This is a genomic window from Streptomyces sp. NPDC002935, from assembly GCF_040611295.1.
GTDB lineage: Bacteria > Actinomycetota > Actinomycetes > Streptomycetales > Streptomycetaceae > Streptomyces.
The window spans coordinates 48449-72701 of sequence record NZ_JBEXNW010000016.1 but is presented as its reverse complement, the minus strand read 5'-3'; the positions used below and the strand labels follow the sequence as shown (position 1 = coordinate 72701).

Sequence of the window (24253 nt, the reverse complement as noted above, 5' to 3'; positions counted from 1 at the left end):
TGACCTTCACGCACTCATTGTCCTGCACGTACGGAGCGGGCCGGTCCTGCCCGTACGGAGCGCGCCGGTCCTGCACGACGGGAGTGGGCCGGTCCCGCCCGTGCGGAGCGGGCCGCGTGCCACCTCGGCCGGCGACCCGCTCCGCGCTCATGCCGCCGTCCGCAGCGCGAGCAGATCCGAGATGGCGTGCACCGTGCGCAACGTCGGCACCGGCACCCCGGTGATCTCCGCGAGTTCCACGACGGCCGCGAGCAGCACGTCGAGTTCCAGCGGCTTGCCCCGCTCCAGGTCCTGGAGCGTCGAGGTGCGGTGGTCGCCGACGCGCTCCGCACCCGCGAGGCGCCGCTCGATGGACACTCCCACCTCGCAGCCGAGCGCCTCGGCGACGGTCAGCGTCTCGGTCATCATGATCTCGATGACCTTGCGCGTCCCGCCGTGCAGGCACATCTGCCGCATGGTGGCCCGGGACAGCGCGCTGATCGGGTTGAACGAGATGTTGCCGAGCAGCTTGAGCCAGATGTCATTGCGCAGGTCCCGCTCGACCGGGCACTTCAGCCCGCCCTCCTGCATGGCATCGCTGAACGCCCGGCAGCGCGCCGAGACGGACCGGTCGGGCTCCCCGATGGAGAACCGGGTGCCTTCGAGATGGCGGACGACTCCCGGTCCCTCCAGTTCGGTCGCGGCGTACACGACACAGCCGATGGCCCGCTCCGGCGCCAGCACCGCGCTGACCGCGCCGCCCGGGTCCACGCTCTCCACCCGGTGGCCGTCGTAGGGTCCGCCGTGCCGGTGGAAGTACCACCAGGGAATGCCGTTCTGGGCGGCGATCACCGCCGTGGTGTCGTGCAGCAACGGCTCGATGAGCGGCCCGCACGCCGCGTACGAGTTGGCCTTCAGGCCCAGGAAGACGTAGTCGACCGGACCGATGTCGGCCGGGTCGTCGGTGGCGTGGGCGCGCGCGGTGAAGTCCCCGCGCGGGCTGATGACGTGGACGCCTTGCTGCCTCATGGCCGCGAGATGCGGTCCACGGGCGACGAGATGGACGTCGGCGCCTGCGCGGTGCAGCGCGGCGCCGACGTAGGCGCCGATCGCACCGGCGCCGAGAACGGCGACTTTCACTGTGTGGCGCTCCGTTCGGTCGAGGGTACCGAGGAACTTCCGAACTCTGTCGACGAAATATTGTCTACAGGATGGAATGAGCGAGGGCAAGGGGCGGCACAGCGGCAGGGGTGCCGGAAGCCGTTGGTGGGTCGCGGCGCGGAGGGCTCCTGAGCAACCTGGGCCCAGGAGAGCGTGCCGCACCCGCGCGCCGCACTCGCCTGCCGCACCCGCGTGCCGTGGCCGCTGGGCCGGACCCTCCAGTCCGCTCCGTGACCGTTCGTCGCGTCAGGGAGACCGCTCATCGCATACGGTCGACGAGTTTGCGTCGCGCCGCTTCACAGCCGGGCAACCGCTTCCTATCGTTCCGGATCATGAGCCCTCCTGTCGCACCCCCCGGTTGGAGCCGCTGGCTCGTCCCGCCGGCCGCCCTGTCGGTCCATCTCTCCATCGGCCAGGCCTACGCCTGGAGTGTCTTCAAGCCGCCGCTCGAATCCGCGCTCGGTCTCAGCGGAACCCAGAGCGCGCTGCCCTTCCAGCTCGGCATCGTGATGCTCGGTCTGTCGGCCGCGTTCGGCGGCACTTTCGTCGAGCGCAACGGACCGCGCTGGGCGATGACCGTCGCCCTCGTCTGCTTCTCCTCCGGCTTTCTCATCGCCGCGCTCGGCGCCGCCACCGAGCAGTACTGGCTGATCGTGTTCGGCTACGGCTTCGTCGGCGGAACGGGCCTCGGCATCGGCTACATCTCACCCGTCTCCACGCTGATCAAGTGGTTCCCGGACCGGCCCGGCATGGCCACCGGCATCGCGATCATGGGCTTCGGCGGCGGCGCGCTCATCGCCTCGCCCTGGTCCGCCCAGATGCTGAAGTCGTTCGGTTCCGACTCCTCCGGGATCGCGCTCGCCTTCCTCGTGCACGGGCTGACGTATGCCGTGTTCATGACCCTCGGGGTGCTGCTGGTGCGCGTGCCCCGCGGTGAGAAGCCGACCGCGTCGTCCGGGCCGAGCGCGCTCGACGGGGTCCAGGTTTCCGCGCGCAACGCCGTACGGACCCCACAGTTCTGGTGTCTGTGGATCGTGCTCTGCATGAACGTGACCGCCGGCATCGGCATCCTGGAGAAGGCCGCCCCGATGATCACGGACTTCTTCGCGGACACCTCCACACCGGTGTCAGCCTCCGCGGCCGCCGGGTTCGTCGCCCTGCTGTCCGCGGCCAACATGGCGGGCCGGATCGGCTGGTCCTCGACCTCCGACCTGATCGGGCGCAAGAACATCTACCGCGTCTACCTCGGGGTCGGAGCGCTGATGTACGCGCTCATCGCCTGGCTCGGGGACTCCTCCAAACCGCTGTTCATCCTCGGCGCGCTGGTGATCCTCTCCTTCTACGGCGGAGGTTTCGCCACGATCCCGGCGTACCTCAAGGACCTCTTCGGCACCTACCAGGTCGGTGCCATCCACGGTCGGCTGCTCACCGCCTGGTCCACCGCCGGCGTCCTCGGCCCGCTGATCGTCAACTGGATCGCGGACCACCAGGAAGCGGCCGGCAAACACGGCTCCTCCTTGTACGGACTGTCGTTCCTGATCATGATCGGGCTGCTCGCCGTCGGCTTCGTCGCGAACGAGTTCGTACGGCCCGTCGACGCCCGCCACCACATCCCCGCACCGAGGGAGGCCGCCGATGTCGCACGACAGCAGCCCGAGTCCGCCTGACCGGCGACCGCTGATCGCCTTCGCCTGGCTGTGGGTGGGCGCACCCCTGTGCTACGGCCTCTACGAGCTCGTCCAGAAGGCGACGCAACTGTTCTCGGGCTAGGTGTTCGGGCGTCCGAGGGTCTGACAGAAGCCGACAAGCCTGGCGTCCCTTTCCTGTGGCATCACCTGCCGTCGTACCCGTGAGTCATTGATCAGACTGGAGGATCCGGCTACCCGAAGCACAAGGGGGACCACTCATGAACGGCTCACGGATCGCCGCCGTCGGCCATTACCAGCCCGCCAAGGTACTCACCAATGAGGACCTGGCGGGCCTGGTCGACACCAGCGACGAGTGGATCACGAGCCGGGTGGGCATCCGGACGCGCCACATCGCCGGGCCCGACGAACCGGTCGACGAGCTCGCCGCGCACGCCGCCGCCAAGGCGCTCGCCGCGGCGGGCCTGACGCCGAGCGACATCGACCTCGTCCTCGTCGCCACCTCCACGGCCGTCGACCGCTCCCCGAACATGGCAGCCCGGGTCTCCGCCCGCCTCGGCATCCCCTCGCCGGCCGCCATGGACGTCAACGTCGTCTGCGCCGGTTTCACCCACGCCCTCGCCACCGCCGACCACGCCGTGCGCGCCGGTGCCGCGACCCGGGCGCTGGTCATCGGCGCCGACAAGATGAGCGACGTGGCGGACTGGACCGACCGCACGACGTGCGTCCTCGTCGGGGACGGCGCGGGGGCCGCCGTCGTCGAGGCCTGCCCCGCGGGCGAGGAGCCCGGCATCGGACCGGTGCTGTGGGGCTCGGTGCCCGAGATGGGGAACGCCGTGCGCATCGAGGGCACCCCCTCGCGGTTCGCGCAGGAGGGGCAGAGCGTCTACCGCTGGGCCACCACACAGCTCCCGCCGCTCGCCCGCAAGGCCTGCGAGCGGGCCGGCCTCGTGCCCGAGGATCTCGCCGGGGTCGTCCTGCACCAGGCCAACCTGCGCATCATCGAGCCGCTCGCCCTGAAGATCGGCGCGGTCAACGCCGTCGTCGCGCGGGATGTCGTCGAGTCCGGGAACACCTCCGCCGCGAGCATCCCGCTCGCCTTCTCCAAGCTCGTCGAGCGCGGAGAGATCTCCACCGGTGACCCCGTCCTGCTGTTCGGCTTCGGCGGCAACCTGTCGTACGCGGGTCAGGTCGTCCGCTGTCCGTGAGGCGGCCTGAGCTGCTCGTCCGGCCCTCGCGCACCCGAGTGTGACAAGCCCAACTCCTGTGCCTGGCGGCGTTTGTGCGCCGTAGACTGTAGGCGAAAGACAATTGATAATCGACTTTCCTATCGCGGCGACGGCGCTGCCCAGGAGGGACCGTGATGTTGTCGACAGGACTGCCTCAGGGAGCGGTACCCAAGCTCGAGCGGCCCGGCCCGCTGCGTGACCGCGTCTACGAGGCGCTGCTCGAACTCATCACCACCCGCGCCCTCAAGCCGGGCCAGCACCTCGTCGAGAGCGAACTCGCCGGTCACCTCGGGGTGTCCCGGCAGCCCGTGCGTGAGGCCCTCCAGCGGCTGAGCACCGAGGGCTGGGTCGATCTGCGGCCGGCCCAGGGCGCGTTCGTGCACGAGCCGACCGAGGAGGAGGCCGACCAGCTCCTCACGGTCCGTACGCTCCTGGAGGCCGAGGCCGCCCGGCTCGCCGCCGCCAACGCGGGCACCGCCGCCATCACCGCGCTCGAAGCCCTGTGCACGGAGGGGGAGCGTGCGGTCGCCGCCGACGACGTGGACGGCGCGGTCGCGATGAACGCGCGACTGCACGCCAAGATCATGGAACTCGCCGGCAACACGGTGCTCGCCGAGCTCGCCGCACAGGTCGACCGTCGGGTCCGCTGGTACTACACGCCGGTGGCCCGGCAGCGCGGACAGCAGTCCTGGACCGAACACCGGGAACTGATCGCCGCGATAGCGGAACGGGACGAGGAGCGCGCCACCGCGGTCATGCGGGCCCACACGGAACACACGCGGAAGATGTACCACGAGCGAGAGAAGTAGCCGGCCGACGGACACTCCTGTTCTGCTCATTCACGATCTCCCTTTGTCCTGGGAGTGGAGAAAGTCGACGGTAATTCGTGCGCGACTTCTTCCAACTCCCGGCACCCGCTGCTACGTTCCCCTCGAAAGCGCGGCCGGTGAGGGTGGCCGGAACCTGACGGACGCAGGCCGATCTGGGCGGGGAGGGGCTCGTGAGACGTATGACGGCACGACCCGCGAACGCCCATCAGGCCCGGTTGCTACGGCTGTTGCGTGACGGTGGCCCCAACTCCCGTGCCCAGCTGGGGGATCAGGTCGACCTCTCGCGGTCGAAGCTGGCCGTCGAGGTGGACCGGCTGCTGGAGACCGGGCTCGTGGTGGCCGACGGACTCGCCGCCTCGCGAGGCGGACGCCGCTCGCACAACGTCCGGCTCGCACCGGCGCTGCGCTTCCTTGGCGTCGACATCGGCGCGACCTCGATCGACGTGGCCGTCACCAACGCGGAACTGGAGATCCTGGGGCACATCAACCAGCCCATGGACGTGCGCGAGGGACCGGTCGTCGTGTCGGAGCAAGTGCTGGCCATGGCAGCGAAGTTGAAGGCCTCGGGGTTCGCGGAGGGCTTCGACGGCGCCGGCATCGGCGTTCCGGGTCCCGTCCGTTTCCCCGAGGGCGTCCCGGTCGCCCCGCCGATCATGCCCGGCTGGGACGGCTTCCCGGTCCGCGAGGCGCTCAGCCAGGAACTCGGCTGCCCGGTCATGGTCGACAACGACGTGAACCTGATGGCCATGGGGGAGCAGCACGCGGGCGTCGCGCGCTCCGTGGGCGACTTCCTCTGCGTCAAGATCGGCACCGGCATCGGCTGCGGCATCGTCGTCGGCGGTGAGGTCCATCGCGGTGCGACGGGCAGCGCCGGCGACATCGGACACATCCAGGCCGTGCCCGACGGCCGGCCGTGCGCCTGCGGCAACCGGGGCTGCCTGGAAGCCCACTTCAGTGGCGCCGCGCTCGCGCGTGACGCAGTGGAAGCGGCCCGGCAGGGCCTGTCGGCCGAACTCGCCTCGCGGCTGGAGACGAACGGCGCGCTCAGCGCCGTCGACGTCGCCGCGGCCGCCGCGGCGGGCGACGCCACCGCGCTCGATCTGATCCGGGAGGGCGGCAACCGCACCGGTCAGGTCATCGCAGCACTCGTCAGCTTCTTCAATCCCGGCCTGGTGGTGATCGGCGGTGGGGTGACGGGTCTCGGCCACACCCTGCTCGCCGCGATCCGCACCCAGGTCTACCGCCAGTCGCTTCCGCTCGCGACCGGCAATCTGCCCATTGTCCTCGGGGAGTTGGGGCCGGCCGCCGGCGTCATCGGCGGGGCCCGGCTGATCAGCGACCACCTGTTCTCGCCCGCGTAAGCCCCTTCTTCTCGCCCGCGCGATCCACCACCAGGAATCGGACCACCGGCACGGGGCCGGCTCCGCCGTGCCCGAATCCACTCGCCCCGTACGCGCACCGCCCGGCAACCGGCCCGCACGCCTGCCCAAGGGAGCCGTCATGGCACCAGAACCACCGCTGCTCACCATGTCCGGCATCACGAAGTCGTTTCCCGGAGTCCGGGCCCTCGACGGCGTCGACCTCGACGTCCAGGCCGGTGAAGTGCACTGCCTGCTGGGCCAGAACGGTGCCGGGAAGTCCACGCTCATCAAGGTCCTGGCCGGTGCCCACCAGCCCGACGAGGGAACCATCGACTGGCGCGGCGAGCCCGTCACCCTCAAGTCCCCGATCGCCGCCATGCGCCTCGGCATCGCCACCATCTACCAGGAACTCGACCTGGTGGAGGGGCTGTCGGTGGCCGAGAACGTCCACCTCGGACATGAGCCCACCGCCGCCGGATTCGTCGTACGGGGCAAGGCCGCCAAGGCGTCGACCGCCGCACTCCTCAAGCGGCTCGGGCACCCGGAGATCGATCCGGCGAGGCTCGTCGGCGACCTGTCGGCGGCCCAGCAGCAGATCGTGTCCATGGCGCGGGCGCTCTCCCACGACGTACGGCTCATCGTCATGGACGAGCCGTCGGCCGCTCTCGACCCCGACGAGGTCGACAACCTCTTCCGCATCGTCGGCGATCTGACCGCGGACGGCGTCGCCGTGGTCTACATCTCCCATCGTCTGGAGGAGATCCGCCGCATCGGTGACCGTGTCACCGTGCTGAAGGACGGGCGTGCGGTGGCGGGCGGACTGCCCGCCAGGTCGACACCGACCCGCGACGTCGTGGCCCTGATGACCGGGCGCAACGTCGAGTACCTCTTCCCCGACCGGCCCCCCGCGCGGCCACCGGGCGACCCCGTGCTCACGGTCCGAGACCTCTCCCGTCAGGGAGAGTTCGCCCCGCTCGACCTCGAACTGCGCCCCGGCGAAATCGTCGGTCTGGCCGGACTCGTCGGCTCCGGCCGCTCCGAGATCCTGGAGACGATCTACGGGGCACGCCGACCGACCACCGGTCAGGTCAGCGTGAACGGGAGGCCTTTGCGCACCGGCAGCGTACGCGCCGCCGTACGTGCCGGACTCGGACTGGCCCCCGAGGAGCGCAAGGGGCAGGCCCTGCTGATGCTGGAGTCGGTCACCCGCAATGTCTCCGTGTCGTCCATGGCCCGCTTCGCCTACGCGGGCTGGATCGACCGGCGGGCCGAACGCGGCGCCGCCCGGGCCGCCACCCGCGAGCTCTCGCTGCGCCCCGACAACCCGGCGGTACCGGTCAGGACCCTGTCCGGCGGGAACCAGCAGAAGGCCGTGCTGGCGCGCTGGCTGCTGCGCGGCTGCCGTGTCCTGCTCCTCGACGAGCCCACCCGCGGCGTGGATGTCGGAGCCCGCGCCGAGCTGTACGCGGTGATCCGCCGGCTCGCCGACGAGGGGCTCGCCGTGCTGCTGGTCTCCAGCGAAGTGCCCGAGGTGCTCGGGCTCGCCGACCGCGTCCTGGTGCTCCGCGAAGGGCACGTCGTGCACACCGCACCCGCCCGTGAACTCGACGAACACCGCGTACTCGACCTAGTGATGGAAGGAAGCCCTGTGGCCAGTGAAGGGAGCCCGGCGTCATGACGCAGCACGTGTCCCCGCCCCGGGACGGCACCGGCAAGGTGCCCTCGATGGGTGAACTCCCCGCGTGGCGCACGGTCGTGGCCCGCGCCGACGTCCGCACCCTCTCGCTCCTCGGCGTCCTCGCCGCCCTGATCGTCATCGGCGGCATCACCAAGCCCGACGAGTTCCTCGACACCCGCAACCTCCAACTCGTCCTCACCCAGGCCTCGGTGATCGGCGTCGTCACCGTCGGCATGACCTTCGTCATCACCTCAGGCGGCATCGATCTGTCGGTCGGCGCGATCGTCGCGCTCTCCTCGGTCTGGGCGACCACCGTCGCCACCCAGGAGTACGGCTTCGCGGGCATCCTCTTCACCGCGGTGCTCGTCGGCCTGGGCTGCGGCCTGGTCAACGGACTGCTCATCGCGTACGGCGGGATGGTCCCCTTCATTGCGACGCTCGCCATGCTCGCCTCGGCCCGCGGCCTCGCGCTCCAGATCACGGACGGCAGGACCCAGATCGTCTCGGTGGACGGCATTCTCAAGCTGGGCGAGCGCGACTCCTACGTGCTCGGCGTCCCACCGCTGGTCCTCGTCTTCGCCGTCGTCACCGTCATCGGCTGGCTGGTCCTCAACCGCACCACCTTCGGCCGGCGCACGGTCGCCGTCGGCGGCAACGCCGAGGCCGCACGGCTCGCCGGCATCGACGTACGACGGCAGCGGCTGTACCTCTATCTGCTCTCCGGACTGTGCTGCGGCGTCGCCGCCTTCCTGCTGATCATCCTGTCCGGTTCCGGCCAGAACACCAACGGCAATCTCTACGAACTCGACGCCATCGCGGCGGCGATCATCGGCGGCACCCTGCTCAGCGGGGGCCGCGGCACCATCACCGGCTCGGTGCTCGGCGTCCTGATCTTCACGACGATCACCAACATCTTTGCGCTGAACAACCTCCAGAGCGACGTGCAGCAGATCGCCAAGGGAGCGATCATCGTCGCCGCGGTCCTGGTCCAGCGGCGTACAGCAAGCACGACCTGACACGGGAAGGGTCCACCGCCATGCCAGAACCCATGAGCCTGACCAGTCGCAGAGGACTGCTCTTCGGGACCGCCGCCGTCTCGGCCGGTGCCCTCCTCGTCGGCTGCACCAGCAACGACACCAAGGACGATAAGCCGGCCGCGAACGACCAGCCGGCCGCCGATGACAAGCCCGGCAAGCACGTCACCATCGGCTTCGCCGGACCGCAGGCCGACCACGGCTGGCTCAACGCCATCAACGACAACGCCAAGAACCGGGCCAAGAAGTACACGGACGTGAGCCTGGAGATCACCGAGGGCTCCAACGACACGGCCGCGCAGATCGGCCAGATCGAGACACTGATCAACAAGAAGGTCGACGTCCTGGTCGTGCTGCCGGCCGACGGCAAGGCCCTCACCCAGGTCGGCCTCAAGGCCATGCGCGCGGGCATCCCCGTCATCAACCTGGACCGCATCTTCAACTCGCCGCAGGCGTACCGCTGTTGGATCGGAGGCGACAACTACGGCATGGGCCTGAGCGCCGGTCACTACATCGGTGAGAAGCTCAAGGGCAAGACGGGCGCCCGGGTCATCGAGCTCGCCGGGCTGGACAACCTGGAACTCACCAAGCAGCGCACCCAGGGCTTCGACGCGGCGCTGAAGAACTACCCGAACATCAAGAAGGTGGCCCGTCAGGCCGCCGAGTTCACCGTCGAGTCCGGCCAGGCAAAGATGTCCCAACTCCTGCAGGCGCAGCCGAAGTTCGACGCCCTGTGGAACCACGACGACGACCAGGGTGTGGGAGCGCTGCGGGCCATCGAGCAGGCCGGCCGCGACGACTTCCTGATGGTCGGCGGGGCCGGAGCGCTCTCCGCCTTCCAGGCCATCGACGCCGACAACAGCGTCCTGAAGGCCACGGTCCTGTACCCGCCGACCATGGCCGCGTCCGCGATCGACCTCGCCCGCACGCTCGGGCAGGGCAAGGGCATCGGCGGGCTCGCCGAGTTCGAGATCCCCGCGTCGCTCACGCTCTACTCGGCCGTCGTCGACAAGGACAACGTCGAGCAGTACATGGCCACCGGCTTCAAGTGAGGCGCCCTGTTCCAGGGGCCCGGTACGGGGGTCCGGGCCCCATCCCCACCGCGCCACGACGACGAGGAGACATCCGCATGGGACAGCCGCACCAGGGCGACGAGGCCGCGAAGCCGCCATTGGGCGTGGGCATGGTCGGCTACGCGTTCATGGGCGCCGCCCACTCCCAGGGCTGGCGCACCGCGGGCCGCGTCTTCGACCTGCCGTACCGCCCGGTCCTCGCCGCCGTCTGCGGCCGCGACGGACAGGCCGTGCGGGCGATGGCGGACCGGCACGGCTGGGGGGCCGCCGAGACCGACTGGCGTGCGCTGATCGCCCGGGACGACGTCGATCTCGTCGACATCTGCACACCCGGCGACAGCCACGCCGAGATCGCCGTCGCCGCACTGGCGGCGGGCAAACACGTGCTGTGCGAGAAGCCCCTCGCGAACACCGTCGACGAGGCCGAGGCGATGGCGGCGGCGGCCGCCGCCGCCCTTGGACGCGGTCAGATGTCCATGGTGGGCTTCAACTACCGCAGACTCCCCGCCACGGCGCTCGCCCGCTCCATGGTCGCCGAGGGCAGGCTCGGACCGCTGCGGCACGTACGGGTGACGTACCTTCAGGACTGGCTGGTGGACCCGGAGTTCCCCCTCACCTGGCGGCTCCGCAAGGACGTCGCCGGCTCGGGCGCCCTCGGTGACCTCGGGGCCCACATCGTCGACCTCGCGCAGTATCTGGCGGGGGAGCCGCTCGGCGGGGTCTCCGCCCTCACCGAGACCTTCGTACGGCAACGCCCGCTGCCCGCACGGGCGTCCAGCGGACTGTCCGCCGTGCCGCAGCCGGGTACACCGTCGGACGACCCGCGTTCCGACGCGAGCCCCGGCTCCGCCTCGACTTCCTTGTCCGGATCTGGCTCCGGATCTGGCTCCGGCCCGGGTTCCGGTCCTGGTGCTGTTCCGGGCTCCCGCTCGGGAATCGTCACCGTCGACGACGCCGCCCTGTTCACGGCCCGCTTCGCCTCCGGGGCCCTCGCCTCCTTCGAGGCCTCCCGCTTCGCCACCGGACGCAAGAACTCCCTGCGCATCGAACTAAACGGCGAGCGCGGCTCGTTGGCCTTCGACCTGGAACGCCTCAACGAACTCGCCTACCACGACCACACCGAACCCGGCACCCACGCGGGCTTCCGCCGCATCCTCGTCACCGAGCCCGACCACCCCTACCTCGACGCCTGGTGGCCGCCGGGACACGGCCTCGGCTACGAGCACACCTTCGTGCACCAGGCCCGCGACCTGGTGCACGCCATCGCGGCCGGCCGCCCGCCCACACCGTCCTTCGCCGACGGCCTGCAGGTGCAGCGCGTCCTCGCCGCGGTCGAGGAGAGCGCCGAGAAGAACTCCCTCTACACCCCCGTAGCGGTCTGAGGAGGCCCCGGAATGCCGCGCAACTACACGCTCTTCACCGGCCAGTGGGCCGACCTGCCCCTCGAAGAGGTCTGCCGCCTGGCCCGTGACTTCGGCTACGACGGCCTCGAACTCGCCTGCTGGGGCGACCACTTCGAGGTCGACAAGGCGCTCGACGATCCGTCGTACGTCGACTCCCGGCGCGCTCTTCTCGACAAGTACGGCCTCAAGTGCTGGGCCATCTCCAACCATCTGGTCGGCCAGGCCGTCTGCGACGCCATCATCGACGAACGCCACCGGGCCATCCTGCCCGCCCGCATCTGGGGCCACGGCGAGGCCGAGGGTGTGCGCAAGCGGGCCGCCGCCGAGATGGCCGACACCGCCCGCGCGGCGGCCGCCTTCGGCGTCGACACCGTCATCGGATTCACCGGCTCGGCGATCTGGCACCTCGTCGCGATGTTCCCGCCCGCACCCGAGTCGATGATCGAGCGCGGCTACGAGGACTTCGCGACCCGCTGGAACCCGATCCTGGACGTCTTCGACGCCGAGGGCGTCCGCTTCGCGCACGAGGTCCACCCGAGCGAGATCGCGTACGACTACTGGACAACACACAAGGCGCTGGAGGCAGTCGGCCACCGGCCGGCCTTCGGCCTCAACTTCGACCCGTCCCACTTTGTCTGGCAGGACCTCGACCCGGTCGGTTTCCTCTACGACTTCCGCGACCGCATCTACCACGTCGACTGCAAGGAAGCCCGTAAGCGCCTCGACGGCCGCAACGGCCGGCTCGGCTCCCACCTGCCCTGGGGCGACCCGCGCCGCGGCTGGGACTTCGTCTCCGCGGGCCACGGAGACGTCCCCTGGGAGGACGTCTTCCGCATGCTGCGCTCCATCGACTACACGGGGCCCGTCTCGGTCGAGTGGGAGGACGCCGGCATGGACCGGCTCCAGGGCGCCCCCGAGGCCCTGACCCGCCTCAAGGCGTACGACTTCGAGCCCCCGACGGCATCGTTCGACGCGGCGTTCGGCGGCAACGACAGTCCGTAGAGGCCGTTCGGCACACATACGGCACACAACGGTGGCCCTCCCCGAGTCTCGGGGAGGGCCACCGTCGTACAAGCCCGGACGAGCACCCTCGTACGGGCCCTGGACGGGCCACCCCCGTAAGGGTGGCCCGTGCTCAGCCCACCGGTTGTGGCCGGGGCGCCGAGGTGTGCGCCGTGCTGCGCCCCGGCTGCCGCAGCAGCAGGGCGATCACGGCCGCCACCATGGAGATGCCGCCGGCCAGCGCGTAGGCGCCGTCGTAGCCCCAGGCGGCGACCACCATCGAGCCGAGTCCGCCGCCGAACAGACCGCTGATCAGTTTTCCGCTGTACACCAGCCCGTAGTTGGTGGCGTTGTAGTTCTCGCCGAAGTAGTCCGGAGTCAGGGCCGCGAACATCGGGTAGAAGGCCCCGCCGCCGAACCCGGAGAGGAACGCGAAGAACAGGAAGAGCGCCTCGCTGTGGATGTCACCGGCCCAGATGACACCGAACTGCGCGAGTCCGAGGACCACGATGACGAACACCAGGGTCTGCTTGCGGCCGTACGTGTCGGACAGCCAGCCCACCACGCCCCGGCCGACGCCGTTGATGACCGCCATCACGCCCATCGACGACGCCGCCACCAGCGGGCCGAAGCCCACCTCCTTGGCGAAGTCGACCTGGAAGGAGATCCCGAAGATCGACACACCCGCGGTCATCACGAGCGCGATCCACATCAGCGGGAGCATGCCGGTCCTGATGGCCTCCTTGGGCGTGTACTGCTTCACCGCGGGCGGGTTCTTCGAGAGGCTCGCGGCCCCCTTCTCGGAACCGCCGTAGGTCAGCGGGTCGATGTCCGCGGGCCACCAGTTCTTCGGCGGGTCCTTGAAGAAGAAAGCGGCGGACAGCACCACGACCATCACGTAGCAGCCGATGAGGTCCAGTACGCGGTGGTAGTTGGCGGTGTCGAACCCGTAGTTGAAGATGAAGATGAACGGCAGGGAGCCGTACGCGAATCCGCCGTTGACGAATCCCGTCCTCGCGCCGCGACGCTCGGGAAACCACTTCCCGACCATGTTGATGCAGGTCGCGTACACCAGGCCGGACCCGAGACCGCCGACGACGCCGAAGCCGAGGATCGCCAGCAGGACGTTGCTCAGGTGCGACAGCGCCAGGAAGCCGGCCGCGCACATGACCGAGCCCAGGTACATGGCCTTGCGGGCCGTCAGGATGCCCTTCTCCCGCAGCCAGCCGGCGGGGAAGGCGATGCCGGCCTGGAAGAAGACCCAGACGCTCAGGATCCAGAAGGTGTTGCTCTGCGTCCAGCCGTGTGCGTGGGACAGGGTGTCCTCGGCCGAGCCGTACGCGTACTCGAAGACGCTGATGGCCATCATGGCGGCCCAGGGGAGGTACACCATGAACTTACGTGAGTGGCCCAGGATGTCCCGGTCCGTCTCACCGATCCGGTAGACACGGCCCCGGGCGTCCGTCACTTCCCGGTACGCGCGCATCGAGGCGTCCGGGTCGTCCGCCGCGTCCTTCTCCGCGATGGGTTCCGTCGTCATCAGGCCATCTCCTCGCCGAGCGGGTGCGGATTGGGAACGATGGTCCGGGCCTGCGGCCGGCCCGGAGCCTTGAGGAACAGGGCCAGCACGGCGGACGCCAGGCCGATGGACCCGGCGAGCACGAAGGCGCCGTGGTAGTCCCACGCGCCGACGACGACCGCGCCCATGCCGGAGCCCACGAGACCCGAGATCAGCTTCGAGCTGTAGACCATTCCGTAGTTGGAGGCGTTGTTGTTCTCACCGAAGTAGTCCGCCGTCATGGCCGCGAACAGCGGGAAGATCGCGCCGCCGCCGAAGCCGGAGACCATGGAGCAGAACAGGAAGAACGGCATGCTGCCCATCTGGCCGGAGACCAGGACGCCGAACTGCGCGGAGCCCAGCACCAGACACACGATGATGAGCGTGTGGCGCCGTCCGAAGCGGTCGGATATCCAGCCGATGACACCGCGCCCGGTGCCGTTGACGATGGCCTTCAGAGACATCGCCGTGGCCACGATCCCGCCCGCGAAGCCCATGTCCTTGCCGAACGGAACCTGGAACGCGATGCCGAAGATGTTGATCCCGGCCGTGCACAGCAGACAGAACCACATCATCCAGAGAACGGGGGTACGCGCGGCCTCCTTGGGGGTGTACTGCTTCACGGCCGGCGGGTTCTTCTCCAGCGCCCGCCGGATCTTCGGGTCGTCCGACACCTTCAGCGGATCCACGTTCGCCGGCCACCAGCCCTTGGGCGGGTCCTTGAAGAACAAGCCGGCCACCGCGACCACGGCGCAGCAGAGCAGACCGACGGCCACCAGGACGCCCCGGTAGTTGCCCAGATCCATGTACGAGGTGAACAGGAAGACGAAGGGCACGGACCCGTAGGCGAAACCGCCGTTGACGAAGCCCGTCTTGCCGCCCTTGCGCTCCGGATACCACTTGCCGACCATGTTCACGCAGGTCGCGTAGACGAGACCCGCTCCGATGCCGCTGCACATGCCGAAGCCGAGATAGGCGACCGCCACATGCGGGGCGAACGCCAGGGACACATAGCCGAGCAGGGTGCCCAGTGCGCCCAGGAGCATCGCCGTCCGGGCGGGGAGCCTGCCGCTCTCGCGCAGTTGCCCGGCCGGGAAGGCCACGGCCGCCTGGAAGAAGATCCAGACGCCCATCAGCCAGAAGATGTGTCCGCTGCTCCACAGATGTGCCTCGTGGAGTGTGTCCTCCGCGGACGTGAACGCGTACTCGGCGGAGCTGATGCCCAGCATGCCCGCCCAGGGCAGGAAGACCATCCATGCGCGTTTGCGGCCCATGATGTCGATGTCGGACTCGCCGACGCGATACACACGGCCGTTGTGGTCCCTCACCTCTTGATAGGGGACCGATGTCGAGTAGTCGGTGGTTGTCATGTGGCTCTAGCACCCCTTGCGTCGAAAGATCTGGTCAGCGCCCCCTGCCAAATGCCTTTCGTGCGCCCACGGGTCCCGGGGGCGGCCGACGCGCACCGTCGGCCGCCCCCGCGCACACTCATGTCATGAACGGCCCCCCAACATCCCGCCCGTCTCCCGCAACCGCCCTGCCGGACGGGCCTTCGGCCCGCAGCCTTTCCGCCGCGCGCGCCCAGCGGTACTTCGCGCCGAGTACGGCCACCGGCATTTCGGTCGTGTCCGGGTAGGCCACGACCCCTCGCTCGTACAGGTACCGGCAGGCCTCCTCGACCTCGACGTCGCCGACGGCTCGCCTTGAGTCGGGTTCCTGTTTCATCGGGTGACGCCCTTCGCTCGCGCGGAGGGTCTTACTTACCCTCCGCAGGCGTTTTGGGTCTCCGCACGTCCTGCGGCGACCTTGGATTTTTCGGTACGGATGTTGCGGGCGGCGTTCACATCGCGGTCGTGGATGGTGCCGCAGCCGGTGCAGGTCCGTTCCCGGACCGCGAGGGGCTTGGGGCCGTCCTTGAAGCCGCAGGCGGAGCACAGTTGCGAGGACGGGAAGAACCGGTCCACGCGGTTGAAGGTGCGCCCGTGGCGGGCGGCCTTGTACTCCAGCATGGTCACGAACGTCGACCAGCCGGCGTCGTGGACGGACTTGGCCAGGCTCGTACGGGCGAGGCCTTTCTTCTTGCGGTTGCTGCTCCCTTTCGCCTTACGGCTCAGGTCCTGCTGCGCTTTGCGGAGCAGGACCTCGGAGCCGTAGGTCTCCGCCACGAATGACGCGAAGTACCGGCCGGCTGCGTCCTTGACCACGGTCACCGTGGAGGGCGTCGAGGGAAGGGTGCGGGACCACTTGACCTTGACGTCGCCGATCTTCGGCAGGCGCAGCTTTCCGCCCGGCGCGAGTGACCAGCGGGCGTTCGCGGTGAAGCGGACGGCCTGCCGGTTGTCCCGCCTGGACTTGAAGCGGGGTGCGCCCATGCGGGGGCGCGTGCCTTTCAGGCTGTCGAAGAAGTTCTTGTACGCGGTGTCCAGGTCCCGCAGAGACTGCTGGAGAACTACCGCGGAAACCTCGCTCAGCCAGGCCCGTTCGGGCTTGTGCTTCGCGTCGGTGATGAGCAGCTTCGACAGGTCCCCCGTCTTCGGGAAAGGAAGGCCGTGCCTGCGGGCTGTCTCCCGGGCCCGTGGCGCGTCGTTGTAGACCACCCGCGCACACCCGAACGCGCGGCCCAGCGCCATGCGCTGACCGGGGCCCGGCTCGATTCGGAAGGTATACCGAAGCTGCACACCGGGCACGATACAAAATCGATTTACGGTCACCTATGGGAACATTCATACAGGTCGCCACCGTGTCTTCCGGCCCGACGCCCGCTCGCTTTTCGTCAACAGGCACCGACCCTTCGTCCTCGCCGACCGGCATCCGACGCGACGCGATGCGGGGGTTCGTAGGGCCGAGCCGGATCGTCGCCTCGTACGTCGACGGCGGCTCGCCACCCGTGATGTCCACCGGGTTGCCCGCGGAGCAGAAAGGCGGGATGAACTTCCTGAAGGATGTGTCGAGGTCCGGCGGGATCTTCATCACCACCGGGCCGCCGAAGCGTTCCGTGTGGGCCACCGCCTCGTCCTGGTCGCGGGCGATCTCCTCGCCGGGCACCGCGATCCCGTACGCGTCGGCGACCAGCTTGCCCTCGGGCGCCGTCAGCGCGGTGCGCCCCTCGTCCCGTACGGCGTCGAGGAGCGCCCGCACCCTCGCCACCCGGTCCCGGTCCGGCACCTCAGATCACCCCGCCCGACTTGAGCAGCCGCAGTTCCTCGTCACCGAGGCCGAGTTCGCCGATGTAGATCTCCTCGTTGTGCTCACCCAGCAGCGGGGAGGCGGTGATGTCGACGGGGGAGTCGGAGAGTTTGAGGGGATTGCCGACGGTGACGTAGGAGCCGCGTTCGGGGTGCTCGACCTCGACGACCATGTCGTTCGCGGCGAGCGACGCGTCCTCGATGATCTCCTTGGTGGACAGGATCGGCCCGCAGGGGATGTTCTCGGCGTTGAGTTTCTCCAGCACCTGCCATTTGGGCAAGGTGCTGGTCCATTCCTCGATGAGCTGGAACATCTTGGCGAGCTTGGGCAGCCGGGCCTGTGGGGTGGCCCACTCGGGGTCGTCGGCGAGTTCGGGGCGGCCGAGCAGCCGGGTCATCGGCTTCCAACCGGTGGGCTGGACGATGACATAGACGTAGTCGTTGGGGCCGCCGGGCGCGCACTTGACGGCCCAGCCGGGCTGGCCGCCACCCGAGGCGTTGCCGGAGCGGGGCACCTCGTCGCCGAAGTCCTCGTTGGGGTATTCGGCGAGCGGCCCGTGGGTGAGGCGCTGTTGGTCGCGCAGCTTCACCCGGCAGAGATTCAGGACGGCGTGCTGCATGGCGACGTTGACGCGCTGGCCGCGTCCGGTGCGGGTGCGCTGGAGCAGCGCGGCGAGGATGGCGGCGACGGCGTGGATGCCGGTGCCGGAGTCACCGATCTGCGCGCCGGTGGCCATCGGAGGGCCGTCCTCGAATCCGGTGGTGGCCATGGACCCGCCCATGGCCTGCGCGACCACCTCGTACGCCTTGAAGTTGGTGTACGGACCGTCCCCGAAGCCCTTGATGGAGGCGTAGACGATCCGCGGGTTGATCTCGCGGACGCGGTCCCAGGTGAAGCCCATGCGGTCGATCGCGCCGGGGCCGAAGTTCTCCACCATGACGTCCGAGCGGCGGATCAGCTCGGTCAGGAGCTGCTTGCCGCGCTCCGTCTTGGTGTTGAGGGTGATGCTGCGCTTGTTGCTGTTGAGCATGGTGAAGTAGAGGGAGTCGGCGTCCGGGATGTCCCGCAACTGGGCGCGGGTGATGTCACCGGACGGCGCCTCCAGTTTGACCACGTCGGCGCCGAGCCAGGCCATCAACTGGGTCGCCGAGGGGCCGGACTGAACGTGCGTCATGTCCAGGACGCGGATGCCTTCGAGAGCCTTGGACGTCACAGGTCACCTCACTTGTCCGTTGGCTTGAGCCGCCCCGATGCCGCCGGCGGTGGGCCAGGTTCGCACATTGCATACAGTCGACGGATACTGTATGAAGATTGTTATCCCGCATCCGATGGGTGATGTCCAGGGGTCGTGCACCACTTTCAGGACAGGAGCCGAATCGTGGACCTGTATGAGCATCAGGCGCGGCAACTCTTCGAGGAGCACGGCATCCTGGTGCCGCGCGCCGAAGTCACGGACTCGCCCCGGGAGGCCCGCGCGATCGCCCGCAGACTGGGCGGCCGCGCCGTCGTCAAGGCGCAGGTCAAGGCCGGCGGGCGCGGCAAGGCGGGCGGCGTGCGGCTCGCCGAGGACCCCGCCGCCGCCGAGCGGACGGCACGGCAGATCCTCGGCATGGACATCAAGGGCCACCCGGTCCGTACGGTGATGCTGGCCCAACCCGTCGACATCGAGAGCGAGTTCTACGTCTCGTACGTCCTCGACCGCGCCTCCGGAGGCTTCCTCGCGATCGCCTCCGCCGAGGGCGGCACGGAGATCGAGGAAGTGGCCGCGACCAGGCCGGAGTCGGTGGCGCGCATCCCCGTGGACCCGGCGGAAGGCGTCACCTCGGCGAAGGCGACCGAGATCGTCCGCGCGGCCGGGCTGCCACCGCGGACCGCCGACATCCTCATCCGGCTCTGGGAGGTGCTCACGCGCGAGGACGCCCTCCTCGTCGAGGTGAATCCCCTCGTCCGCACCGTCCAGGGACAGCTCCTGGCCCTCGATGGCAAGGTGACACTCGACGACAACGCCCGTTTCCGCCAAGCGCGTTGGGGTGAGGAGGATGTCTCGCGCGACGACCCGCTGGAGGCGGCGGCCGCGGCCAAGGGCCTCAACTACGTGAAACTGGACGGCGAGGTCGGCGTCATCGGCAACGGCGCGGGCCTCGTCATGTCGACCCTCGACGTGATCGCCGGCTGCGGCGCCCGCCCCGCCAACTTCCTCGACATCGGCGGCGGAGCCTCCGCGCGGATCATGTCCGACGCCCTGTCCGTCGTCCTCTCCGACCCGGACGTCAAGTCCGTCCTCGTCAACGTCTTCGGCGGGATCACCGCCTGCGACGCCGTCGCCGACGGCATCGTACGGGCCCTCGACACCGTGCGGCCGACCAAGCCGCTGGTGGTCCGGCTCGACGGCAACAACGCCGCACGGGGCCGCGCCGTCCTCGGCGACCGGGCGCACCCCCTGGTGCGGCAGGCCACCACCATGGACGCCGCCGCACACCTCGCCGCCCGACTAGCCAACGCCAGCTGAAGGAGCGGGACATGGCCATCTTTCTCACCAAGGCGTCCAAGGTCCTCGTCCAGGGCATGACCGGCTCCGAGGGCATGAGACACACCCGGCGGATGCTCGCGGCCGGTACGAACGTCGTCGGCGGCGTCAACCCGCGCAAGGCGGGCCGGACCGTCGACTTCGCCGTCCCCCGGAGCCCCGAGGACCTGGGAGGCGCCCCCAGGGCCGTCCCCGTCTTCGGATCGGTGCGCGAGGGAATCGAGGCGACCGGCGCGGACGTGAGCGTCGTCTTCGTGCCGCCCGCCTTCGCCCGCGCGGCCGTGATGGAGGCGGCCGACGCCGGGATCGGACTCGCCGTCGTCATCACCGAGGGCATCCCCGTCCACGACTCCGTCGCCTTCCGCGCCCACGCCGCCACCCGGGGCACGCGCGTCATCGGGCCCAACTGCCCCGGTCTCATCACCCCCGGACAGTCCAACGCGGGCATCATCCCCGCCGACATCACCCGGCCGGGACGCATCGGCCTGGTCTCCAAGTCCGGCACCCTCACCTACCAACTGATGCACGAACTGAGGGACATCGGCTTCTCGACCTGTGTGGGCATCGGCGGAGACCCCGTCGTCGGCACCAGCCACATCGACTGCCTCGCGGCCTTCCAGGACGACCCCGACACCGAGCTGATCGTTCTCATCGGGGAGATCGGCGGCGACGCCGAGGAGCGGGCGGCCGCGTACGTCCGCGACCACATCACCAAGCCCGTCGTCGGCTACATCGCCGGATTCACCGCCCCCGAGGGCCGGGCCATGGGCCACGCCGGCGCCATCGTCTCCGGCTCCTCGGGCACCGCCCGGGCCAAGAAGAAGGCCCTGGAGGCGGCCGGGGTGAGCGTGGGCGGTACCCCGACCGAGACGGCCCGGCTGGTCCTGGCCCGGCTGCACGAGCCTGCGACCCCGCGTGATGTCACTCATAGTTGACGTGAGGTGACTGCCGGAAGCCGTACGACCTCACTACCGTCCCCTTACGTACGCGACGACTGCTCGCGCGGGCCCGTAAGACCTGCCACTCGGCAGAAACCGGGCCCCCCGCCCCCGACTGTGCACCGAGAGCGGAGACACGCATGACAACCCTCGACACCAACCCTCGCGACCCCGACTCCCTGGATCCCACCCTCCTCGATCCCGCCTCCATCCGTACCGCCCCCCTTGTCCTCAAGGCCGGTACGTCCTGGACCGACGCCTGGCGGCGATGCCTCACCGTCGCCCCCGAGGCGTTCCGCGACGACCGGGTCCTCAACCTCTGGCACTCCGGCTGGCAGGCGGACGGCCGGGCACTGCCCGCCACCAGCCCCGTCGACGCCGGCCCCATCGCGGGACCGCCGCGGCTCGACGGCGCCACCGCCCGGCAGGCCGTCCGCGCCTCGCTCGACCAGCACCGCGCCTGGCGCCATGTACCCCTCGCGGAACGCCGGGCCCGCGTCGCGGCGACCCTCGACGCGCTCACCGAACACCGTGAACTCCTCGCCCTCCTGCTGGTCTGGGAGATCGGCAAGCCCTGGCGACTCGCCCAGGCCGACGTGGACCGGGCGATCGACGGTGTGCGCTGGTACGTCGACGGCATCGAGCCCATGCTGGAGGGCCGGGCCCCGCTGGACGGACCCGTCTCCAACATCGCCAGCTGGAACTACCCCATGAGCGTGCTCGTCCACGCGATGCTGGTCCAGGCGCTGGCGGGCAACGCGGTCATCGCCAAGACCCCGACCGACGGCGGCGTCGCCTGCCTCACCCTGGCCTGCGCGCTCGCCGCGCGCGAGGGCATCCCCGTCACCCTGGTCAGCGGCAGCGGGGGCGAGCTGTCGGAGGCGCTCGTGCGCGCGCCCGAGATCGGCTGTGTCTCCTTCGTCGGCGGCCGGGACACCGGCGCCGCGGTGGCCACCGCCGTCGCCGACCTCGGCAAGCGGCATGTCCTCGAACAGGAGGGGCTCAACACCTGGGGCATCTGGAACCACACCGACTGGGACGCGCTGACGGCGGTCGTCCCCAAGCTGTTCGACTACGGCAAGCAGCGCTGCACGGCCTACCCGCGCTTCGTCGTCCAGCGCTCGTCGTTCGACGAGTTCCTCGCCGCGTACCTCCCGGCTGTCCGCACCCTGCGGACCGGCCACCCACTGGCCGTCGAGCACCCGGACGACCCGTACCCGTCCCTCGACTTCGGCCCGGTCATCAACGCGGCCAAGGCCAAGGAACTGCACGACCAGGTCGCCGAGGCCATCGACCGCGGCGCCGTCCCGCTGCACCGCGGCAAGCTGTCCGACACCCGCTTCCTGCCCGGCCAGGACACGGCGGCGTACGTCCAGCCCGTCACGCTCCTCAACCCGCCCCCCTCCTCCCCGCTGCACCACGCGGAACCCTTCGGCCCGGTCGACACCATCGTCCTGGTCGACACCGAGGCCGAGCTGCTCGCCGCGATGAACGCGTCGAACGGCGCGCTGGTCGCCACGCTGTCCACGGACGACGAGGCGACGTACAGCCGACTGGCCCCGCAGATCCGCGCGTTCAAGGTCGGCCACGGAAAGCCCCGCTCCCGGGGCGACCGCGACGAACTCTTCGGCGGCTTCGGCGCGTCGTGGCGCGGCGCGTTCGTGGGCGGGGAACTCCTGGTGCGCGCGGTGACCCGGGGGCCGGCGGGGGAGCGGTTGCCGGGGAACTTCCCGGACTATCACTTGATGCCGTGAGTGCGGCCTGGTGAGCCCTGCTCGGAGAGTGCTGCGAGCCTCGTGAGGTGAACGTGGGCGGCGTCTGCGGAAGGGCGCCGCCCGACCGGGCCTGCGACGGGACGCCGCCCTTCGGGGATGACCGCGTGCGCCGAGCCGGGGCGGTGCGCCCGGTGCGCCGAGCGGGCCACCCGATGCCCTGCCGGCTACCGATTACCGGATGCCCTGCCGGCTACCGATTACCGGCTACCGGATGCCGCACCGGCTACCGGGTACCGGTTACCCGATGCCCTGTCGGTCCGGCCGCAGGGCGAAGGCGCGGTCCGACGCCTCGGACACCGTGCGCTCCACGGCCTCGGTGAGCAGTGCGCGGTGCCGGAGCAGCGGCTCGCGCCGGTCCGCGGGAGCGATCATGGCCAGATCGTCGAGCCCGGCGATGAGGCGCCGGGTGACCTGCGGACTGCCCACGGCGCACCCCCGGATCTCGGCGAACCCGAGATCGACCAGCTCCGTCCAGCCCGGCACGGGCTGCACCAGCCGTACGGTCCCGCGCCGGTCGTGGTGGAGCGCCGCGTCCAGGGGACGGCCGGCGACGGCGGCCAGGAACTGCACGATGCGGTCGATCGCCTGCACGGCCGTGGTCGGATCGTTCACCGCGGCCGACAGGGCCCGTAGCCCGATGTCGGACAGCTGGCGCAGCCCGAACGCGAAGTCCTGGTGGAAGGTGCGCTCGACACCGACGGACACCGTGTAGCTCAGCGACCGCCCCGCGGGGGCAGCACCTCCGTGCACGGCGAACAGCGGCGTGCCCGGTACGACGAAGTCCCCGATCCGCGGGATCAGCCGCAGGACGACACCCTGCTGCCGGGCCGCCTTCACCAGCCGGGCGATGTCCACGTCCCGCAGGACACCGGCCCGCCCGTGGTGGATGACCCGGGCGGTCACCGGACCGAGCGCTTCCTCCTCGCCGGACGAGCGGGCGACGGGCATCCGCGCGACGACCTTGAACGCCTCACGGGTGATGCGGTCGATGACATGGCTGATGCGCATGAGCCGCAGGGTCTGGTTCACGTACATCACGAAGAGCAGGAGGCTGAGCCCCAGCATCAGGAGCGTCATAACCGACTGCACCAGGGGGACCGAGGTCACATACCGCGCTTCGGCGTGCCCCTCGTACGAGGTCAGCACCAGGAGCGACAGCAGGAAGGTCGCGAGGAAGACGGCGAACGTGGCCTTGGTGATCCGGCTCCGCACGAAGATCCGCACCACGCGCGGACTGAACTGCCCGCTCGCCATCTGCACGGCGACCAGCGAGATGCTGAAGACCACGCCGATGAAGGTCATCATCGCCGAGCTGACCACGGTCACCACGGTCTTCGCGTCGTCGGCCAGACGCAGCAGATCGTCGAGGGTGTCGTAGTCCTGCGCCTTCTGCAGTGCCTCGACGATCGCGGTGTCGAGCTCGGACGCCACCGCCCACACCACGAAGACCAGCACCATGGCCGCGGTGGGCGCGAACCAGAACGTGTCCCGCAGATGCTCCCGCAACGGCGACAGCGCCCTTGGCCGCCGCCCTTCCCGCGAACCCCCGGTATCCACCCAGTCACCCATGGTGAGACTGTAGGTGCACCCCCACGCCGTCCCGTGGACCCGCTCCGGAGGCCCGGATATGCAGGTGAAAGGCACTCCGAAACCTTGGTATTGTTGTCCATGTCGCCGCGGGGAACACCCTCGGCCAGGCGGCAGACACCTGGTCCGGGTGGCGGAATGGCAGACGCGCTAGCTTGAGGTGCTAGTGCCCTTTATCGGGCGTGGGGGTTCAAGTCCCCCCTCGGACACACTTTCTTTGTGTAGCGATACACGAACGAGGACCACGACCTGACGGCCGTGGTCCTCGTTGCGTTTTCCTGGCTCG

At 69.8% G+C, this 24253-nt stretch carries 19 protein-coding genes, 1 tRNA gene and 2 pseudogenes; 14 read left to right on the top strand and 8 right to left on the bottom strand.

Annotated elements, in window-relative coordinates; genetic code table 11:
* Positions 1 to 147: 147 nt before the first annotated feature.
* A complete protein-coding gene (locus tag ABZX90_RS22500; protein ID WP_351119034.1) occupies positions 148 to 1119 on the bottom strand; it encodes a 2-dehydropantoate 2-reductase in 972 nt (323 codons plus the stop codon).
* A gap of 353 nt (positions 1120 to 1472) precedes the next feature.
* On the opposite strand from ABZX90_RS22500, the gene ABZX90_RS22495 reads away from it, so the two are divergent.
* From ABZX90_RS22495 to ABZX90_RS22450, 10 genes are all read left to right on the top strand, one after another.
* Positions 1473 to 2807 (top strand): OFA family MFS transporter, encoded by a 1335-nt coding sequence (locus ABZX90_RS22495; protein WP_355207326.1) that lies wholly within the window; start codon positions 1473 to 1475, stop codon positions 2805 to 2807.
* Positions 2776 to 2910 (top strand): hypothetical protein, encoded by a 135-nt coding sequence (locus ABZX90_RS22490; RefSeq protein ID WP_266763888.1) that lies wholly within the window; start codon positions 2776 to 2778, stop codon positions 2908 to 2910. Before ABZX90_RS22495 ends, ABZX90_RS22490 begins: the two co-directional genes overlap by 32 nt.
* A 136-nt stretch (positions 2911 to 3046) precedes the next feature.
* Complete coding sequence (locus ABZX90_RS22485; protein ID WP_355207323.1) at positions 3047 to 3994, top strand: beta-ketoacyl-ACP synthase III; 948 nt, start codon at positions 3047 to 3049, stop codon at positions 3992 to 3994.
* 155 nt (positions 3995 to 4149) lie between these two features.
* Positions 4150 to 4824: a GntR family transcriptional regulator gene (locus ABZX90_RS22480; protein WP_351119037.1), complete on the top strand. Its 675-nt coding sequence runs from the start codon at positions 4150 to 4152 to the stop codon at positions 4822 to 4824.
* Between the two features lie 200 nt (positions 4825 to 5024).
* Entirely contained in the window at positions 5025 to 6206 is a 1182-nt protein-coding gene (locus tag ABZX90_RS22475; RefSeq protein ID WP_351119374.1) for an ROK family transcriptional regulator, read from the top strand.
* Between the two features lie 139 nt (positions 6207 to 6345).
* Positions 6346 to 7884, top strand: a complete 1539-nt coding sequence (locus ABZX90_RS22470; protein ID WP_355207320.1) for a sugar ABC transporter ATP-binding protein — start codon at positions 6346 to 6348, stop codon at positions 7882 to 7884.
* On the top strand, positions 7881 to 8900 hold the full coding sequence (locus ABZX90_RS22465) for an ABC transporter permease (RefSeq protein ID WP_351119041.1): 1020 nt from the start codon (positions 7881 to 7883) through the stop codon (positions 8898 to 8900). Before ABZX90_RS22470 ends, ABZX90_RS22465 begins: the two co-directional genes overlap by 4 nt.
* A gap of 20 nt (positions 8901 to 8920) precedes the next feature.
* Positions 8921 to 9970, top strand: a complete 1050-nt coding sequence (locus tag ABZX90_RS22460) for a substrate-binding domain-containing protein (RefSeq protein WP_355207318.1) — start codon at positions 8921 to 8923, stop codon at positions 9968 to 9970.
* A gap of 77 nt (positions 9971 to 10047) precedes the next feature.
* Complete coding sequence (locus ABZX90_RS22455) at positions 10048 to 11373, top strand: Gfo/Idh/MocA family oxidoreductase (RefSeq protein ID WP_355207315.1); 1326 nt, start codon at positions 10048 to 10050, stop codon at positions 11371 to 11373.
* 12 nt (positions 11374 to 11385) lie between these two features.
* Positions 11386 to 12396 carry a sugar phosphate isomerase/epimerase family protein gene (locus tag ABZX90_RS22450; RefSeq protein WP_355207312.1) on the top strand — a complete coding sequence of 337 codons (1011 nt, stop codon included), beginning with the start codon at positions 11386 to 11388 and terminating at the stop codon, positions 12394 to 12396.
* 133 nt (positions 12397 to 12529) lie between these two features.
* On the opposite strand, the gene ABZX90_RS22445 is transcribed toward ABZX90_RS22450, so the two are convergent.
* The 6 genes and pseudogenes from ABZX90_RS22445 to frc all read right to left on the bottom strand — a co-directional run bounded on the left by ABZX90_RS22445 (position 12530) and on the right by frc (position 18353).
* A complete protein-coding gene (locus ABZX90_RS22445) occupies positions 12530 to 13936 on the bottom strand; it encodes an OFA family MFS transporter (RefSeq protein WP_351119046.1) in 1407 nt (468 codons plus the stop codon).
* Complete coding sequence (locus ABZX90_RS22440; RefSeq protein ID WP_351119047.1) at positions 13936 to 15324, bottom strand: OFA family MFS transporter; 1389 nt, start codon at positions 15322 to 15324, stop codon at positions 13936 to 13938. Before ABZX90_RS22440 ends, ABZX90_RS22445 begins: the two co-directional genes overlap by 1 nt.
* Positions 15325 to 15442: 118 nt before the next feature.
* Positions 15443 to 15646: pseudogene (locus tag ABZX90_RS22435) on the bottom strand (hypothetical protein); the annotation flags it as partial.
* A 68-nt stretch (positions 15647 to 15714) separates the two neighbouring features.
* Complete coding sequence (locus tag ABZX90_RS22430) at positions 15715 to 16632, bottom strand: zinc ribbon domain-containing protein (protein ID WP_355207307.1); 918 nt, start codon at positions 16630 to 16632, stop codon at positions 15715 to 15717.
* Positions 16633 to 16783: 151 nt separating this feature from the next.
* Positions 16784 to 17119 (bottom strand): annotated as a pseudogene (locus ABZX90_RS22425) (acetate--CoA ligase family protein); the annotation flags it as partial.
* Between the two features lies 1 nt (position 17120).
* Positions 17121 to 18353, bottom strand: coding sequence for a formyl-CoA transferase (gene frc / locus ABZX90_RS22420; RefSeq protein ID WP_351119051.1), 1233 nt, complete (start codon positions 18351 to 18353; stop codon positions 17121 to 17123).
* A gap of 165 nt (positions 18354 to 18518) precedes the next feature.
* On the opposite strand from frc, the gene sucC reads away from it, so the two are divergent.
* The 3 genes from sucC to ABZX90_RS22405 all read left to right on the top strand — a co-directional run bounded on the left by sucC (position 18519) and on the right by ABZX90_RS22405 (position 22359).
* Positions 18519 to 19649, top strand: coding sequence for an ADP-forming succinate--CoA ligase subunit beta (gene sucC / locus ABZX90_RS22415; RefSeq protein WP_351119052.1), 1131 nt, complete (start codon positions 18519 to 18521; stop codon positions 19647 to 19649).
* Between the two features lie 11 nt (positions 19650 to 19660).
* Positions 19661 to 20602, top strand: coding sequence for a succinate--CoA ligase subunit alpha (gene sucD, locus ABZX90_RS22410; RefSeq protein WP_351119053.1), 942 nt, complete (start codon positions 19661 to 19663; stop codon positions 20600 to 20602).
* 143 nt (positions 20603 to 20745) lie between these two features.
* Positions 20746 to 22359 (top strand): aldehyde dehydrogenase family protein, encoded by a 1614-nt coding sequence (locus ABZX90_RS22405; protein ID WP_351119054.1) that lies wholly within the window; start codon positions 20746 to 20748, stop codon positions 22357 to 22359.
* Between the two features lie 258 nt (positions 22360 to 22617).
* Here the strand turns inward: ABZX90_RS22405 and ABZX90_RS22400 are convergent, their stop codons facing one another.
* The gene (locus ABZX90_RS22400; RefSeq protein ID WP_355207303.1) at positions 22618 to 23949 is read right to left on the bottom strand and encodes a DUF2254 domain-containing protein; all 1332 of its coding nucleotides are present in this window, start codon (positions 23947 to 23949) and stop codon (positions 22618 to 22620) included.
* A gap of 142 nt (positions 23950 to 24091) precedes the next feature.
* Between ABZX90_RS22400 and ABZX90_RS22395 the strand changes: the two genes are divergently transcribed.
* Positions 24092 to 24176, top strand: a tRNA-Leu gene (locus ABZX90_RS22395).
* Positions 24177 to 24253: the final 77 nt, after the last annotated feature.

Coding starts and splice junctions, on each gene's coding strand:
- ABZX90_RS22480 (WP_351119037.1), top strand. CDS start 4,150: ATGTTGTCGACAGGACTGCCTCAGGGAGCGGTACCCAAGCTCGAGCGG.
- ABZX90_RS22450 (WP_355207312.1), top strand. CDS start 11,386: ATGCCGCGCAACTACACGCTCTTCACCGGCCAGTGGGCCGACCTGCCC.
- ABZX90_RS22485 (WP_355207323.1), top strand. CDS start 3,047: ATGAACGGCTCACGGATCGCCGCCGTCGGCCATTACCAGCCCGCCAAG.
- ABZX90_RS22400 (WP_355207303.1), bottom strand. CDS start 23,949: ATGGGTGACTGGGTGGATACCGGGGGTTCGCGGGAAGGGCGGCGGCCA.
- ABZX90_RS22460 (WP_355207318.1), top strand. CDS start 8,921: ATGCCAGAACCCATGAGCCTGACCAGTCGCAGAGGACTGCTCTTCGGG.
- ABZX90_RS22445 (WP_351119046.1), bottom strand. CDS start 13,936: ATGACGACGGAACCCATCGCGGAGAAGGACGCGGCGGACGACCCGGAC.
- ABZX90_RS22405 (WP_351119054.1), top strand. CDS start 20,746: ATGACAACCCTCGACACCAACCCTCGCGACCCCGACTCCCTGGATCCC.
- ABZX90_RS22465 (WP_351119041.1), top strand. CDS start 7,881: ATGACGCAGCACGTGTCCCCGCCCCGGGACGGCACCGGCAAGGTGCCC.
- ABZX90_RS22490 (WP_266763888.1), top strand. CDS start 2,776: ATGTCGCACGACAGCAGCCCGAGTCCGCCTGACCGGCGACCGCTGATC.
- ABZX90_RS22495 (WP_355207326.1), top strand. CDS start 1,473: ATGAGCCCTCCTGTCGCACCCCCCGGTTGGAGCCGCTGGCTCGTCCCG.
- sucD (WP_351119053.1), top strand. CDS start 19,661: ATGGCCATCTTTCTCACCAAGGCGTCCAAGGTCCTCGTCCAGGGCATG.
- ABZX90_RS22455 (WP_355207315.1), top strand. CDS start 10,048: ATGGGACAGCCGCACCAGGGCGACGAGGCCGCGAAGCCGCCATTGGGC.
- ABZX90_RS22440 (WP_351119047.1), bottom strand. CDS start 15,324: ATGACAACCACCGACTACTCGACATCGGTCCCCTATCAAGAGGTGAGG.
- ABZX90_RS22475 (WP_351119374.1), top strand. CDS start 5,025: ATGACGGCACGACCCGCGAACGCCCATCAGGCCCGGTTGCTACGGCTG.
- ABZX90_RS22470 (WP_355207320.1), top strand. CDS start 6,346: ATGGCACCAGAACCACCGCTGCTCACCATGTCCGGCATCACGAAGTCG.